Genomic DNA, 16,621 nt, shown 5'->3' on the forward strand with positions numbered 1-16,621 from the left:
TTTATAGCGCAGAATTAAGGGTAGTTAAAGGGGCGAGGGAAAAAGATCGAAGGGATATATAGGGGTTGTTTGGGGATAGAGAGAAGGGGGATGTGGAATAATGCCTGCATTTTTCAAAAGTCTAATTAAGGATAAAGTACTCTGGTTTATGGTATTACCAGGGACATTATGGTTCCTGATCTTTTGCTACTTACCGATGTTTGGAACAGTAATTGCATTCAAGGATTTCAAGATTCATCGGGATGGATTCTTTGCAAGCGTTTTAAATAGTAAGTGGGTTGGCCTTGAAAATTTCAACTTTTTGTTCTCGACGGAGGACGCCTATATCATTACAAGAAATACGATTCTTTATAACTTGGCGTTGATCTCTCTCGGTTTAGTTCTTGCGGTGGGCATTGCGATCACCTTGAATGAACTTGTGAACAAACGGACGGCTAAAGTTTATCAAACGGCGATGTTTATGCCTTACTTCCTTTCTTGGGTCATTATTAGTTTCTTTACCTTCAGCTTTCTGAGTGTAGATAAAGGAATATTGAATCAAGTGGTTGTTTACTTCGGAGGCGATCCTATTTCCTGGTATGGGGATACTCGCTTTTGGCCATATATCCTAATTTTCATGGGGATTTGGAAATCAATTGGTTATTCAAGTGTTGTTTACTTAGCGGCTATAGCGGGTATCGACAAGTCCTACTATGAAGCGGCTATGATTGATGGGGCCAGCAAATGGCAGCAGATTAAGTTTATTACACTTCCTTTGCTTAAACCTTTAATGGTAACGCTAACGATTTTAGCGATTGGTGGTATTTTTAGATCAGACTTCGGTTTATTCTATCAAATCCCTCGGGATTCAGGTGTTCTATACTCCGTAACGAATGTTATCGATACTTATATTTATCGAAGCATGAGTACGACAGGTAATCTAGGAATGAGTACAGCGGCGGGTCTATATCAATCGATTGTTGGATTTATCATGGTGCTTGTAACGAATTCTATTGTGAAAAAGATCAGCAAAGAGAATGCGATATTCTAGAAAGGAGTTAGTGACGTTATGGCAGTATTCAAACGTAAGCCAAAAGAAATCGACAACAACGCCATTACTCCTTTATGGAATGTGGTACTCAATATTATAATTGGCATCTTCGCTTTTACTTGTGTGTTTCCGTTCTTGTTTGTCATAGCCATTTCTTTTACAGATGAGAAAGTACTTGCTCTAAATGGATTTAGCTTGTTACCCGAAAAATATAGTTTAGCAGCTTATCAGTTTGTTTTTAACACAGGTGATCAATTACTTCGTTCCTTTGGAGTTACTTTGATGGTTACTGTACTAGGTACGCTCATTAGTTTATTTCTAATAACAACTTATGCGTATGTTCTCTCTCGAAGATCATTTCGCTATCGTAATTATTTCAGCTTCTTCGCCTTCTTCACGATGTTATTCTCAGGCGGAATGGTTCCCAACTATATCGTGGCTACGCAGTTTTTACATTTGTACAACACGATATGGGCTTTGATATTGCCAATCGCGATGAATGCATTCTTTATTCTAGTAATGCGGACCTTCTTCCAGACTAGCGTACCTGATGCACTCATTGAGGCTGCCAAAATTGATGGGTCTGGTGAGTTTCGGACCTTCCTGCAAATTGTACTTCCAATCTCTTTACCGGGGATTGCAACGATTGGATTGTTCTGTACGCTGGGATATTGGAATGATTGGTTTAATGCCCTGCTGTATATAGATGATGCTAGTCTTGTTCCACTCCAAGCGATGCTGATGCGAATTCAGAATAATATGGAGTTTGTCATTCAGAACAGTATGCAGATGGGATCAAGCTTTGAGATTGCTGCAACCTTGCCAACAGAAACCGTTCGTATGGCGATGGTTGTACTGGCAACCTTGCCTATAGCACTAGCGTATCCGTTCTTCCAAAAGTATTTTGTACAAGGTTTAACCGTGGGCTCTTTAAAGGAGTAACACTACTAAGATGTATTTATTCGAATCGCTAGGATAGGAATCGATATAAATAAAGCGTTCATTAATCTAAAGGGGGAAAATAGAAATGAAAATGAAAAAAGGCTTAACACTCGCTCTTGCAGGGACAATGCTTTTTTCTGGCCTTCTAGCTGGATGTGGTTCGAATAATAATACAAATGCTGCTAAAGAAACAAACAATTCAGCGGCAGCAGGGAATTCAGCAGGGAACACATCAGAATTAAAGCCATATGAGCTGAAGATGTATTTAATTGGTGGACCTCAAAAGGATTTGGATCTTGTCTTAAAAGAAGTTAATAAATATACCCAAGAAAAAATTAACGCGACGTTGAACATTACGATGTTCGATTGGGGCGATTACGATAAGAAGATGCAAGTCATCACCGCTTCTGGTGAGCCTTATGATATTGCCTTTACCTCTTCTTGGACAAATGACTTCCGTCGTAACGCTGCTAATGGTACGTTCTTGGGTCTGAATGATCTGCTAGATAAGTATGGTAAGGAAACGAAAGAAGTTTTGGACCCTCGTTTCTTAGAAGGAACTAAGATTAAAGGTGAGATCTATGGTGTTCCCGTAAATAAGGAGCTTGGACAGCAATGGGTATGGCGCTTCAATAAGAAATATGTTGATAAATACAACATGGACATTTCCAATATCCGTACATTGGATGATCTAGAGCCACTTCTTAAAACGATTAAAGAGAACGAGCCGGGTGATATTACACCGCTAGCTGTTCCTAAAGGCTTTAAACCATTTATGCCATTTGACTATGTACTAGGTGATGAGTTACCTATCGGGGTCTATATGGATTCCACAGATGGCAAGGTTGTTAATATTCTGGAGACACCTGAACTTGCAACATCGTTAGATACGATGCGTAGACTTTACACAGCAGGTTACTTACGCCCAGACGTTGCGACACTTGAAGGTATTGATAACATTAAGACGGGTAAATGGTTTGCCGATCGCGAAATTACACAACCTTATGCAGAAAAAGGTTGGTCTCGTTCAGCAGGTTATGAAATTGTAACTTCGCCTATGCATGAGCCTTATGTATATACACAGTCCGCCGCAGGTTCGATGCACGCGATTTCCGTAACCTCAGGTGATCCTGAACGGGCTATGATGTTCTTGAATCTTTTGAATACAGATAAGTACTTACGCAATTTGCTCAACTATGGTATTGAAGGCACTCATTATAAGAAAATCTCCGACAATGTCATTGAAGATCTGCCAGCTATGCAAGATAGCTATGCAATGCCAGGCTTCACACTTGGAAACATGTTACTGACTTATCTGCATGCTGATGACCCTGCTGATAAATGGGATGCTTTTAAGAAGTTTAATGATTCTTCAAAAGAAGCCCCTACCTTCGGTTTTGCATTTGATCCTACACCTGTGAAAACAGAAGTAGCGGCTATCAACAACGTAACTAAAGAATTTATGCCAGCGCTATACACAGGTTCTGTTGATCCTAAAACATATCTGCCAAAAGCAGCGAAGAAATTTAAAGAAGCTGGACTTGATAAAGTCATTGCAGAAGTTCAAAAGCAACTTGATGAGTGGAACCAGACAAAGAAATAAGCTAATGAACGTAACACGCCTAAGATTAATCACTAAAGGTAACACAAATAGGATTAGTGGAGACGGGCAGCTATGCTGCCCGTCTCTCTATCTATCCCCATTTATTATGAAGGAGTGAGAATATGGAACAATTCCGACTTCCCACCATCTCTATGCCGAAGCTGACGCTTCCTCAAGCGGTTCAAGAAGTATTAAACGAAGCAGAGGAGAAGTTAGCTCATCGGCCGAAGCTATTGCAGCTCTTTAAGAATTGTTTCCCTAATACGCTTGAGACAACGACTAAGCTTATGGATGATGGAACAACGTTTGTGATTACAGGAGATATCCCGGCTTCTTGGTTGCGAGACTCTGTGGAGCAGGTTATGCACTACGTGCCCTTTGCTAAAAACGATCCCGATCTTCAGCGGATTATTGGCGGGTTAATTAAACGTCATATCGAGTATATTCATATCGATCCGTACGCCAATGCGTTTAATGAGACGGCGAATGATTGGCATTGGAGCACTAGCGATATTACGGAAATGTCCCCCTGGGTGTGGGAACGTAAATTCGAGATCGATTCTCTTTGTTTTTCCATGCGTCTGGCTTATGCCTATTGGAAAGAAACCGGAAAGGCTGATATATTCGACGCCGGATTTAAGGCAGCAATGGTCAAAATATTCAACCTGTTCAAAACTGAACAGCGCCATAGTGAGTTATCTCCATACCGCTTTACGCGTAACAATGGGATTCCTGAAGATACAATGCGTAATAACGGCCTGGGTATGCCTGTTAATTACACGGGCATGGTCTGGTCCGGGTTCCGCTCGAGCGATGATGCTTGCGACTTCCATTACAACATTCCGGGGAATATGTTCGCTGTTGTTGCATTACGTCATATGCAGGAATTCGCTGAATGGGTATTCCGTGATCTTGAATTTCTGGAACAGCTTAAAGCATTAGAAGCTGAGATTGATCACGGAATTCAATTGTATGGTATTTATCGTCATCCAAAATTCGGTCCAATCTACGCCTACGAGACCGATGGTTATGGCAACTACTGCTTGATGGATGATGCGGGAACACCAGGACTCATGTCGATTCCTTATCTCGGCTATGTTACCGCAGAGGATGAAATTTATCAGAATACGAGACGATTTGCTCTGAGCAAGGATAATCCTTTTTATTTTGAAGGAACCGCAGCGAAGGGAATCGGCAGTCCGCATACTCCCAAAGACTACATCTGGCATATGGCATTATCGATGCAAGGTTTGACGGCTTCCACTAAGGAGGAAAAGCTGGAGATGCTTGCGATGTTAGAAGCTACAGATGCGGATACTGGCTTTATGCATGAGGGATTCCATGTTGATGATCCGAATACGTTCACTAGAAAATGGTTCGCCTGGTCCAATAGCCTGTTCTCCCAACTTGTCTATAAAACGATGAAGGAAGGACTACTATGAGCAGCCCGAGCAGACCTGTAATCATATTTTATGATTCTGATTTTCCAATTTCCAGTCCCATTCCTAGCGATGCGATTACATCCATGAGTGAGTTCGGATCTATTGTAAATGAGAATCAGCTTGCAGAAACGCTTCGCGAAACGGAAGGCGGCTGTTTCATCAATCTGCATGCACCCTATTTCCCCAAAACGACCTGGATAGCCATTCTTGAATACCTGCAAAGAGGTGGCGGGCTGATTAGCATTGGAGGCGCACCCTTCAAACAACCTGTTCGTTGGGAAAATGGCCAATGGCATGTGGAAGCGGAGCAGACTTCCTATCATCAGGAGCTGTATATTCATGAGGCACTTCATGTTGAATGCTCACGCAACCATTCATTGCTTGCCTCGGATGTCATTCCTCTGCTTAAGGGTCAAGAATCTCTTTTTCTAACGAGTGCGAATACATGGAACCTCGTGCCACATACGACAAAGACGAGTGATTTACCACATCAAATGGGCTCTGCAGGTCCGATGAGCACACGGATTTACCCGCTATTAAAAGGAGTTACACTCGAGGGTCGGGAAATTTCTGCGCCAGTAGTTCTTTGGGAGAATACGAGCGGTTTATTTGCAGGCTCACGCTGGCTGTTCGTAAATACACCTGCAACAGCTTCTTTTTGGGAGCAAAAAGGTCCTTTCGCGATATCCAATTGGGCTCGTTTCTGCAGCAAGGGTGTAACGGAAATGTGGGTTAAGCCCAATTACGCGTCTTATGAATTAGGAGAACGTGCTTCCCTAACCCTTCAGATTCAGCAGCTTGAACGAGTGAGACCTTCTATGCGTAATGAAGATACATGGAATTTCACAATTCATGTAGAGCATGAATCAGATACCTCTTTGAAGTGGTCTCAGAGTTTGGAAATGAAGGCGAATGCTGAACTAAACATGGTGCGTCTGCCTATTCCTTTGGAGATAAGTAGGGGCCTCTACCAGATTGTCTGTGAAGCAGAAGCCAGTGATGGTGAGGTTCGCATTCTGCGCCAAGGGTTCTGGGGTCATGCTCCTGAGCTGCTGGCAGCAGGCAATCCGGTAACGAGCGGCAGAGATTATTTTATAAAAGATGGGCGTCCGCTACCAGTGGTCGGCATGACTTATATGGCGAGTGATGTGGCGCGGAAATTTCTATTTCTACCGAACGTGGGAGTTTGGGACCGTGATATGGGCCAGATGCGGAAGGCCGGGATTAACTGGATCCGTACAGGGATCTGGACAGCTTATCGCAATGTGATGCAAGACGATGGACATGTCTCGGAAGAAGTATTGCGGGCGATCGACGCCTTCATCATGACGGCAAAGAAGCATGATCTTCAAGTGACTTTCACGTTCTTCTCCTTCACACCGGAAACGTGGGGAGGGGTAAATCCTTATCTGGACCCACAAAGTGTGGAAGCTCAGAAGCGGTTCATTTGGTCTATTGTATCTCGTCATAAAGATTCTTCGAATGTAGATTGGGATCTTATTAATGAACCGTCGATGTTTGATCCGGCACGTATTTTTTCGGACGGCCCGAGTTCATGCCATGATCGTTTTGAGCGACAAGCCTTTATGGAATGGCTACAAGAAAGACATGGTGTAATCGACGTGCTGCAGGAACGCTGGAATATGACACCTGCACAGCTTCCGAACTTTGCATCTGCAGGGCTGCCAGAAGCAAAAGAGATTAACTTCGACGTACAAGACATGCACAGTGCTAAGAGGGGAACACGCTGGTTGGATTATTGTTTGTTCTCTATGGAGATGCATAACCGTTGGGTGAAACAATTATACGACGCCATTAAGGAGCAATGTCCAGCTCAGATGGTTACGGTTGGTCAGGATGAGGGACTAGGAGCGCAGCGACCTTCGCCGTTCTTCTACGAGGAGGCAGTGGATTACACCACTGTTCATTCCTGGTGGTTTAATGATTATCTGGTGTGGGATGGCATCTTTGCCAAGACGCCTAATAAGCCAAACCTAATTCAGGAGACTGGCGTCATGTATGTAGAAACTCCAGATGGCCGAGCCAAACGTTCAGAACAAGAGCTGCAGAATTTGCTGGAACGCAAGTATGCTTACGCTTTTGGAACGGCAGGTGCGGGGGCTGTTCACTGGATCTGGAATACGAATTTCTATATGGATAATGCGAATGAGTCCCATATCGGAGCACTGAGAGCAGATGGAACCGAGAAGCCTGAGGCAGGCGTATCTTATGATTTCGGGAAGTTTATAGAAGGTATCCGTGATATATTTGGTGATCGGAAATTGGAAGAGATTGCGGTGGTGTTCCCTTATTCGAATGATTTCTCTAATCGGAAGTTGGCTTTTGCTGCTACAACAGAGCTTACCCGCATTCTGTCTTATGAGCTCAAGATGTCTTTTCGGGGGGCTTCCGAATACCATCTAGATGATTTGGAGAAGAACCCTGCGAAACTGATTATACTGCCAAGCGCGCATAACTTCGCTGATGCAGCAATGGAACGGTTGTTACACATTGTTGAAGAGACAGGAGCGGTATTGCTTGCCACTGGACCGTTAGGCATTGATGCCTATTGGCGTTCTTCGGATCGGTTGAGTGATATCCTTGGCAAACGTGAATTGCGTAATGTGCGCCGCGAAGAAGTGCTTATGCTTCAAGGTCAAGTCCTGCCTGTCTCTTTCGGCCACCGCCGGATAGCTGAGGTGACAAAGGAAACGATCATTCAAGAAACTGGTGGAAGTTCAACTATAGAGACTGTCGTGAACCTTCCGCTTGGCAAGGGTCGACTCCTATGGAGCCCACTGCCAGTTGAATTGAGTGAGCGTAGGGATACTACGGCTGCACTTTACCGCTACGCGGTTAATGCTGCTTTTGTGGAATGTGATTTTGAATGGATTAGTGGTGGGGACTTAGCGGGTATCTACGGACGGAAATTGAGCTTTGCTACGGGTGCGCTTTTTACCTTCGTGTCGGAATATGCCCAAGATGCAAAGATCGAGGTGAAGGATTCAGCCACTGGCCGAACCTATTCGTTCGTGTTAGAACAGGAACGTTCTGTTCTCTTTGCTACGGATAGTAAAGGAGACTTGCTTGGTGTTTATCGCCCGCAGGAAGTCGAGATCCATGTAAATTAACCACATCTTCTACATTAAGCATCTTGGTAGAGAGAACGCATTGCATATAAGGAGGTCTTCACTTTGGAAAGTTCAAATCAATCTATTAAACCTCAGACTGCCCATATCATTTCCCATACACACTGGGATCGGGAATGGTATCTTCCCTATGAGAAACATCATGTACGCTTAGTAAAACTGGTTGATGAATTACTGAACCGGTTGGATGAGGATAACGAATTTAAGAGTTTCTATCTGGATGGACAGACGATTATTCTGGATGATTATCTTCAGGTACGTCCCGAAAATCAAGAGCGGCTACAGAAATATATTACGGAAGGTCGCCTTCTAATAGGACCTTGGTATATTTTGCAGGATGCGTTCCTTACTAGTGGGGAGGCCAATGTTCGTAATATGCAGATTGGCCATCAGGATTCGAAGCGTTACGGAGAACCCTCCAAAATCGGTTATTTTCCGGACACCTTTGGTCTAGTCGGCCAGACTCCACAATTAATGCGGCAATCCGGCATCAATAATGCCTTTTTTGGAAGAGGTGTGAAGCCCACTGGATTCAATAATACGGTGTCAGATGGAGGTTACGAATCCTCATTCTCGGAGCTGATTTGGGAAGGTCCTGATGGATCAAAAGTGCTCGGCATCTTATTTGCTAATTGGTATTCTAACGGAAACGAAGTGCCTGTAAATGAAGCAGAAGCCAAAGTGTTCTGGGAGAAAAAGCTGGCAGATGCGCGGAAGTTTGCCTCTACAGGTGAGCTGCTGTTCATGAATGGTTGCGATCATCAGCCGGCTCAACTGGATTTGCCAGAGGCTATCGAAACTGCGAAGCGGTTGTATCCAGATATGGAGTTCATTCATTCGAACTTTCCTGATTACCTTAAGGCCGTAGAGGGTGTAATGGATCGCAGCAGCTTGTCGACTGTAAAGGGAGAACTGCGGAGCCAGCATACCGATGGATGGGGTACGTTAGTGAATACCGCGTCTGCGCGTGTCTATTTGAAACAGATGAATCAGGAAGGGCAAATCTTGCTTGAAAAGGTGGCCGAGCCACTTGCTTCGTTCGCACATTTACTGGGCAAAGAGTACCCCCATCATCTGTTCACCTATGCATGGAAGACATTAATGCAGAATCATCCGCATGATAGTATTTGTGGATGCAGCGTGGATGAGGTACACCGTGAGATGGTCACCCGTTTTGACAAAAGCCGTCATATGGCAGAGACCATTGTTGAGGGTAGTAAACGAGAGATTGCAGAAGCTGTGGATACGACCGGGTTTACAGCATATGGTGAAGACGTGCTTCCACTAGTTGCGATGAATATGACGGGTTGGAGTCGCACGGGTACTGTGAGCGTAGAACTTGATGTGGCGCGTCTATATTTGCGAGAAGGGTTCTCTCTGGAAGAAACGGCTAGCCGTATGACCGGAATTGACTTGCACGGTCGTGTGTTAGTAGACGATCAAGGGAATGATATTGCCTGTCAGATGGAGGACTTAGGTCTTCAGTTTGGTTATGATTTGCCAGATGACAAGTTCCGTCAGCCGTATATGTGCCGCCGGGTAAGACTTACCTTTGAAGCCGTAGAAGTTCCTGCGCTAGGTCTTCGTTCATATGCTTGGGTTCGCCGAGCATATGCAAAACTGCCAATAGCCGCTGAATCTTTGCTACAAGGAGATCGGGTGCTGGAAAATGACGTTATCAAGGTAGTTATTAATGATGATGGTTCGTTTATGCTAAGTGACAAAACTAGTGGCGTGACCTATCAAGATCTTGGCGTATATGAAAACACCGGGGATATCGGCAATGAATATATGTACAAACAGCCAGAGGCCGAACAAGCTCTGACGACTAAAGGACTAAAGGCTAATATTTGTGTACTGGAAAATACATCGTTTCGCGCCACTATAGAAATTAAGCATGACTGGGAGATTCCAGCTTCGGCAGATGATAAACTGGATGAGGAGCAGCGTGCACTGGTTTACTATCCGGAGCGCAAAGCTCAGCGCAGTAGTGACACAGTCATTCTAAAACTTCGTACTGTAATCACCTTGGAGCGGGGCGGAAAGGGATTGCATATCGAAACGACAATAGATAACCAGGCCAAAGATCACCGGATTCGTATACTGTTTCCGACAGATCTGAATGCTGTCACGCATCGTGTAGATTCGATGTTCGAGGTTGCTGAGCGGAATATTGAACCAGCTACAGAATGGAAGAATCCGAGTAACACGCAACATCAGCAAGCCTTTGTTGATATTAGTGATGGGAAGGCGGGTCTAACCGTCGCTAATTTTGGATTAAATGAATATGAAGTGCTGCGAGATGGGCGTAACACTATTGCGATTACACTGCTACGTTCTGTTGGTGAACTTGGTGACTGGGGGCTATTCCCTACTCCAGAAGCGCAGTGTCTTGGAGAGCACATTGTTCGTATGGAGCTAATCCCACACACAGGTGAGGGTATAACTTCTGGTGCTTATGCTGAAGCTTACCAATTCCAGGTTCCGTGGATTGTATGTCAGACAGATGTACATGCAGGCGTGGTTGCGCCGGTGTATACTCCATTCGATTGGGAGAGTAAGGAACTTGCATTTTCTTCACTAAAAATGAACAAGCAGACTGGAGACTTGCTGCTGCGTTGGTATAACATGAGTCAGCAGAACACCAACCTGTCCTTCCGTTCAAGTATTCCACAGCAGTATTTCTATAAAACGACGATCCTAGAAGAGGCGAGCCACCCAGTCTCTAGTGATGAGAAAGAGAAAGGAAGCTTTGACTTACAGATCGGTCCATGCGAAATTGTAACGATTGGTATTAGAAAATAAATGAAAAAGGACGGTATCCAGAGAGTCGTATGACTTTTGGATATCGTCCTTTTTTGTATAAATACGTATCTTAGGAAGAAGATTTGCCGCGCGCAGTGGATCCAAGATGATCAATCTGCTCTTCTAGAACCGCACTTGCTTTGCCTAAAAACTGCGAAATAAGGGCGAGCTCTTCATCCGTATAAGAAGCTGCGAGCTTAACCATGGCGGTATGGAGCGGTTGGTACGTATTAATGACATCATCTTTATTCTCATATAATGGCACAATAATCACTTTACGGCGGTCATTCGGGTCATTTTGTCTGCGGACATAGCCATTTTTTTCGAGCCGGTCTATTAATGCTGTAACACTTCCGGTGGTCAGACCGGTTAATTTAGACAGTTCTCCGGCAGTGATCGGACCTTTCTCCCGTAGAATATCTATAGATAAGAAATCATTATTGTATAACCCAAGTGAGGCGGCTACATTTTGTTGGTACAATACCGTTCGGTTTCCCAAACTGCGCATAAGCAAGGTGAATTGTTCCTGCTCTGGTGTAGGTTGTTCGTGGCTTGACAAAAGATAACGCTCCTTTTAAAATAATTATATCTTGATAGTCAAGATATTAGATTATAAAGTTATTTGAAAATTTTGTGATTTATCAAATACATTCTATCGAAATTAGAAATGTTTTGCAAAATAATTGCAATACAACAACTTTGGGCAACCATATGGATAGAAGATATAACTACAAACCAGTGGGTTGAAATGAGAGGGGAATAGATGTGAAAGAGACTATTGTTATTAAAGGTGCAAGAGAGAATAATCTGAAAAATGTCTCGCTCACGATTCCTAAGTATAAGCTAGTTGTCCTGACAGGACCTTCGGGATCAGGCAAATCGACGCTAGCTATGGATACACTACAGCGGGAATGCCAAAGACAGTATTTGGATTCCATGGGCATGACGTCAGATACGATCAGTAAACCAAAGGTGGAGTCTATTATTGGACTGTCTCCGTCCATTAGTGTTGGACAACATGTCACCAATCGTAATCCCCGTTCGACAGTCGGGACTGTCACTGACATCTATACGTTTGTCCGGTTTATCTTTTCCAGATTAGGCGAGCAGGTTTGCCCTTCCTGTAGTGGCAGCATCCCACCTTCTTTTGAAGCGAGGGGATTGCTGATGGAGGAAGACGAGGAAATGGATGGTCAGACGATGGATTGTCCACATTGCGGAGCAGAGCTTGAGAAGCTGGGTATGTCCCACTTCTCTTTTAATAAACCGGAGGGAGCTTGTGAAGCCTGCGGTGGTGTTGGATCTGTGGCAACAATAAATGAAGCGGCGGTGTTTAATCCAGAGCTTAGTATGCGTGAGGGTGGGGTTGCCTCGCTGAATGGTGTTCATCGTGATATACAGATGCGTATATTATTGGCCGCTGGCAAGCATTTTGGCTTTGAGTTTGACCCGGATCAGCCCTTAAAAGATTACGGTGAAATTCAGCGCGACTTGTTGTATTACGGAGTGGAAAGTGAGGCGTTTAAGCGCCATTTTCCCAATGTTAAGCCGATTCAAGGCACCAAATTTGAAGGCGTCATTCCTGGTTTGTGGCGGCGTTACAAGGAGAAGGAAGGAGAAGCTGGTACACAGGAAAAAGACGGCCGATTTTTTCATGAGCAGCAATGCCCGGAATGTCTTGGCGCTCGTCTGAAAAAAGAAGTTCGTCTCGTACGGGTAGCTGGCGCATCGATTACGGAGGTATCGGATTGGTCATTAAGCGATGTTTACGAGTGGACGAAAGGCTTGGAGGCGGCTTTGCCCGCCGAGGGACTTCATCTGCTTGAGCCCATCCTTCACGATATGCCTACCCGACTAAAACGGATTATCGATGTTGGTCTAGGTTATCTTTCTATGAACCGTCAGACGGTCTCCCTATCTGGTGGAGAGGCACAGCGGCTGCGCCTTGCCTCATTGCTGGGGTCAGGTCTGACTGGAGTGTTATACATTCTAGATGAACCGACGACCGGGCTTCATCCGCGGGATACTGTTGGCCTCATTCGTGTGCTTCAGGAGTTACGCGATTTGGGGAATACGGTGCTCGTTATCGAGCATGATATTGAGATGATGCGCGCTGCCGATCATATTATTGATATGGGTCCGGGTGCTGGTCTGGACGGCGGGCAAGTTGTTGGCGAGGGCAGCATTGAGGACTTGATGGCAAGCGAGACTTCTGTTACGGGAGCCTATCTTAGAGAAGAGCGTCATAAGACTGCTGCATATGTTCGCCGGAAAGGTGACGGAAAACAGATCACCATCCGACAGGCTCAATACCGGAACATTGAGATCCCGGAGGTTACATTTCCTCTAGGTTGTCTAGTTTCTGTAACTGGGGTTTCGGGTTCAGGCAAGTCGACGCTAGTCTTTGATATTCTTGCGCAAGGTAGTGCGAAAGAACATGAGCAAACAGGCTGTGCGGAGATTGCAGGCTTAGATCAGGTTGGAAATATAGTGATTTTTGACCAATCGCCCATGGGGAGGATGTTGCGTTCTAATGTAGCGACATTTACAGATGTTTTCACACATCTGCGCCAGCTGTTTGCTGCATTGCCGGAGGCGAAAAAAAGAAAACTGACCTCCAAGCATTTTTCCTTTAACACACCGGGTGGACGCTGCGAAACCTGTCAGGGTCTTGGGGTGCTGACTGTAGACATGAATTTCTTACCCGATTTGGAGGTTAAATGCCACGTTTGCAAGGGGAGAAGATTTACGGATGAGGTTCTCCAGGTGAAATATGATGGATATTCCATCTCGGATATGCTGGACATGTCCGTGCAGGAAAGCTTACCAATTCTTAAGTCGGAAGCCAAAATGGCGGGGATAATCGAGACGTTGTGTGAGGTGGGTCTCGGTTACCTTAAATGGGGACAATCTGTCAAAACCTTATCTGGTGGTGAAGGGCAACGGATTAGACTGGCTAAAGAGTTGAGCAAACCTTCCAAAAACCATACGCTCTATCTGCTCGACGAACCAACAACAGGCCTTCATCCGTCAGACATCAGGCAGCTCCATACCTTATTGAGCAAATTGGTTGATACGGGAAATACGGTCGTGGTTGTGGAGCACAGCTTAGAGTTGATTCGGGAGTCCGACTGGGTGATTGACATTGGCCCTGAAGGTGGCGTTGTGGGCGGTAAGCTTGTAGCTGAAGGTACACCGGAGCAGGTTGCTGAAGTGCGGGAATCCTACACAGGGATGTTCCTGAAACGGATTCTGGCTGAGGGGATGTAATCAAAAAAAGGAGGTGTCCAAAAGCCATGAAAATGGCTAGGACACCTCCTTTTTTTGAACTTAAACCAACCACTGCTCTCAACTCTAAACTTCGTCTGAACGTTTGAACCGATCCCATTCACGCGTACTTAACACTTTCGGAATAACAGATGATCATGAGTCGATGGTGTTTGATCCGCAGATGATTAGGATACGGTAGCAACAGACAGCGAAAGACTATGCTTCGGCGGTATCGGACTCAGCGGACCTTAAATGCAGGAAAATCCGCCATTTGGAGTATTATCGGACCGCATAGCTCCTATTGGCGAAAAAAACGCCTTATAAGAGCCAGTTTCTAAGAAATAGCTGCACTGGAGTCCGATGGATTGCTGAAAAGGCGATAAATTAGTAAATAGCATCATTGGAGTCCGAAAGCCTCAGCAGGAGATCATGGTGTCAGCAGCAGTAGCAGTAGCAATAGCAATAGCAATAGCAGTTGACCCAGCGAATGACTATGCTTCGGCGGTATCGGACTCAGTAGACCTTAAATGCAGGAAAATCCGCCATTTGGAGTATTATCGGACCGCATAGCCCCTATTGGCGAAAAAAACGCCTTATAAGAGCCAGTTTCTAAGGAATAGCTGCGCTGGAGTCCGATGAGTTGCTGAAAAGGCGATAAATTAGTAAATAGCGTCATTGGGGTCCGAAAGCCTCAGCAGGAGATCATGGTATCAGTAGCAGTAGCAGTAGCAGTAGCAGTAGCAGTAGCAGTAGCAGTAGCAGTAGCAGTAGCAGTAGCAGTAGCAGTAGCAATAGCAATAGCAATAGCAATAGCAATAGCAATAGCAGTTGACCCAGCAAATGATCATACTTCGGCGGTATCGGACTCAGGAGTCCAGCAAATGACCATGCTTCGGCGGTATCGGACTCAGCAGACCAGTGAATGACCATGCTTCGGCGGTGTCGGACTCAGGAGTCCAGCAAATGATCATTCTTCGGCGTATCGGACTCAGCGGACCTTAAATGCAGGAAAATCCGTCATTTGGAGTATTATCGGACCGCATAGCCCCTATTGGCGAAAAAAAACGCCTTATAAGAGCCTGTTTCTAAGGAATAGCTGCGCTGGAGTCCGATGGATTGCTGAAGAGGCGATAAATTAGTAAATAGCGTCATTGGAGTCCGAAAGCCTCAGCAGGAGATCATGCATCTAGCGCAGCTTAATAATCTAGCAGACGTCCATTATCATGCCATTGCCCGTACATTTTATTTTCTTTAGTGTTTGTTATGAATTTGTCTAATTTACTCTTAAATAAATCTGGCTGATGTTTATTGCTTTGGATCGTGTCGATCCGAACTCTTTTATAAAGGGGGGGAAAGGCCCGGAAATTCTCATATACTTGCCTGTCCTCTTTTAGCCTTTGCTCTATAATCTTATCTACTATAAAAGAATCAGGGTTCATATCAGGAAGTATCCGTTTTCCTTCAGCACTCATTAACCCCAGCTTTTCGAGGCGGCGGACCCGTTCTTTGTTCAATTCAGTCCAAGAGCTTTTTTTACTTCGGGGAGAGAGTCTTTGCGCCAGCTCTGTTTCCGAAATTTTCTTTTTCACTCCATCGATCCATCCAAAACACAAACATTCCTCGACCACGTCCAAATATAGCAACGTTTCTGGGTTTGGCTTCATACTAACGAGTACCCAACAAGATTTTTCAGTCTTACAATTCTCCTGCAGCCAAACTCTTAAATCTTCCCTCGATTTTACTGTAATTAGATTTTCAATCTCCATAATTAAAATACAATTTCCTTTCTAGGTATGGAGTGGAGTACATTGCCCATTAGTGTTTAAATAGCTTCCGCTGTTACCTGATACCAAAAAAGAGAATAGTCATTCATGGTGGAAACGTGGCCTAACTGCCGTAACATAGTAGATATATTACCTCTATGATAAGTCCCGTGATTGACGACTTGCAACACAATTTCTGATAGGCGTGTTTGGCGGATTCCGGCGAATGGATTGTCAAGCAGAATGGTTTGCTCCAAATCGGATTGGTTGTGTAACCATTCTTTGTATTGTTCTGATAGCTGGGCAAAGATATTTACGTATTCATCCACAGAATCTAGAATGCTCAAATTTAGCGGGATACTTTGTTGAAAAGCCTCAGGCATGGCAGTGCCCGTTAAAACAAGATACCAGATCGTATCAACCGCATAGATATGGCTAAGGGCATGAGCGATGGTGGGAAATGAGCTGTTCACTTCTTGACTTAGCACAGAAGCCGGGAGTTCCTTGATTCTCCCCAGGATAGTTTGGTTTGCCCATGTGTGGTATTTAAACATTTCTACTGGATAATTTGTCATTCGTATGGTCTCCTTTTGAATTGTCATGGATTTGTTTTTGTT

General features: G+C 44.7%; 11 protein-coding genes. 8 read left to right on the forward strand and 3 right to left on the reverse strand.

The window, feature by feature from the left end; genetic code table 11:
* The first annotated feature begins 100 nt into the window (after positions 1-100).
* The 6 genes from NYE72_RS10960 (at position 101) to NYE72_RS10985 (ending at position 10,971) form a co-directional block, all read left to right on the forward strand.
* Entirely contained in the window at positions 101-1,030 is a 930-nt protein-coding gene (locus tag NYE72_RS10960; RefSeq protein ID WP_076100799.1) for an ABC transporter permease subunit, read from the forward strand.
* A gap of 18 nt (positions 1,031-1,048) precedes the next feature.
* A complete protein-coding gene (locus tag NYE72_RS10965) occupies positions 1,049-1,972 on the forward strand; it encodes a carbohydrate ABC transporter permease (protein WP_038569957.1) in 924 nt (307 codons plus the stop codon).
* Positions 1,973-2,057: 85 nt separating this feature from the next.
* Complete coding sequence (locus NYE72_RS10970; protein WP_038569959.1) at positions 2,058-3,575, forward strand: ABC transporter substrate-binding protein; 1,518 nt, start codon at positions 2,058-2,060, stop codon at positions 3,573-3,575.
* Between the two features lie 122 nt (positions 3,576-3,697).
* On the forward strand, positions 3,698-5,017 hold the full coding sequence (locus tag NYE72_RS10975) for a glycoside hydrolase family 125 protein (RefSeq protein ID WP_076143239.1): 1,320 nt from the start codon (positions 3,698-3,700) through the stop codon (positions 5,015-5,017).
* A complete protein-coding gene (locus NYE72_RS10980) occupies positions 5,014-8,148 on the forward strand; it encodes a beta-galactosidase (RefSeq protein ID WP_076143237.1) in 3,135 nt (1,044 codons plus the stop codon). The genes NYE72_RS10975 and NYE72_RS10980 overlap by 4 nt, the downstream gene beginning before the upstream one ends.
* Positions 8,149-8,211: 63 nt before the next feature.
* Positions 8,212-10,971 carry an alpha-mannosidase gene (locus tag NYE72_RS10985; RefSeq protein ID WP_076143236.1) on the forward strand — a complete coding sequence of 920 codons (2,760 nt, stop codon included), beginning with the start codon at positions 8,212-8,214 and terminating at the stop codon, positions 10,969-10,971.
* 70 nt (positions 10,972-11,041) lie between these two features.
* Here the strand turns inward: NYE72_RS10985 and NYE72_RS10990 are convergent, their stop codons facing one another.
* Positions 11,042-11,479: a MarR family transcriptional regulator gene (locus NYE72_RS10990; RefSeq protein ID WP_052097458.1), complete on the reverse strand. Its 438-nt coding sequence runs from the start codon at positions 11,477-11,479 to the stop codon at positions 11,042-11,044.
* 257 nt (positions 11,480-11,736) lie between these two features.
* Here NYE72_RS10990 and uvrA point away from each other — a divergent pair, with 257 nt between their 5' ends.
* Both uvrA and NYE72_RS11000 read left to right on the forward strand, forming a co-directional pair.
* Positions 11,737-14,241, forward strand: coding sequence for an excinuclease ABC subunit UvrA (gene uvrA, locus NYE72_RS10995; protein ID WP_076143234.1), 2,505 nt, complete (start codon positions 11,737-11,739; stop codon positions 14,239-14,241).
* 704 nt (positions 14,242-14,945) lie between these two features.
* The gene (locus NYE72_RS11000) at positions 14,946-15,167 is read left to right on the forward strand and encodes a hypothetical protein (RefSeq protein ID WP_339211784.1); all 222 of its coding nucleotides are present in this window, start codon (positions 14,946-14,948) and stop codon (positions 15,165-15,167) included.
* 270 nt (positions 15,168-15,437) lie between these two features.
* Here the strand turns inward: NYE72_RS11000 and NYE72_RS11005 are convergent, their stop codons facing one another.
* Together NYE72_RS11005 and NYE72_RS11010 are read right to left on the reverse strand one after the other, a co-directional pair.
* A complete protein-coding gene (locus NYE72_RS11005; RefSeq protein ID WP_076100793.1) occupies positions 15,438-16,007 on the reverse strand; it encodes a YdeI/OmpD-associated family protein in 570 nt (189 codons plus the stop codon).
* Between the two features lie 56 nt (positions 16,008-16,063).
* The gene (locus NYE72_RS11010; protein WP_076143230.1) at positions 16,064-16,579 is read right to left on the reverse strand and encodes a DinB family protein; all 516 of its coding nucleotides are present in this window, start codon (positions 16,577-16,579) and stop codon (positions 16,064-16,066) included.
* Between the last annotated feature and the right edge of the window lie 42 nt (positions 16,580-16,621).

The organism is Paenibacillus sp. FSL L8-0333, assembly GCF_037965665.1.
In the GTDB taxonomy this organism is placed as follows: Bacteria; Bacillota; Bacilli; order Paenibacillales; family Paenibacillaceae; genus Paenibacillus_AQ; species Paenibacillus_AQ odorifer.

Bases quoted from the DNA above. Each gene is read 5' to 3' on its own strand.
- NYE72_RS10960 (WP_076100799.1), top strand. From the start codon at position 101: ATGCCTGCATTTTTCAAAAGTCTAATTAAGGATAAAGTACTCTGGTTT.
- NYE72_RS10965 (WP_038569957.1), top strand. From the start codon at position 1,049: ATGGCAGTATTCAAACGTAAGCCAAAAGAAATCGACAACAACGCCATT.
- NYE72_RS10970 (WP_038569959.1), top strand. From the start codon at position 2,058: ATGAAAATGAAAAAAGGCTTAACACTCGCTCTTGCAGGGACAATGCTT.
- NYE72_RS10975 (WP_076143239.1), top strand. From the start codon at position 3,698: ATGGAACAATTCCGACTTCCCACCATCTCTATGCCGAAGCTGACGCTT.
- NYE72_RS10980 (WP_076143237.1), top strand. From the start codon at position 5,014: ATGAGCAGCCCGAGCAGACCTGTAATCATATTTTATGATTCTGATTTT.
- NYE72_RS10990 (WP_052097458.1), bottom strand. From the start codon at position 11,479: ATGCGCAGTTTGGGAAACCGAACGGTATTGTACCAACAAAATGTAGCC.
- NYE72_RS11000 (WP_339211784.1), top strand. From the start codon at position 14,946: ATGGTATCAGTAGCAGTAGCAGTAGCAGTAGCAGTAGCAGTAGCAGTA.
- NYE72_RS11005 (WP_076100793.1), bottom strand. From the start codon at position 16,007: ATGGAGATTGAAAATCTAATTACAGTAAAATCGAGGGAAGATTTAAGA.
- NYE72_RS11010 (WP_076143230.1), bottom strand. From the start codon at position 16,579: ATGACAAATTATCCAGTAGAAATGTTTAAATACCACACATGGGCAAAC.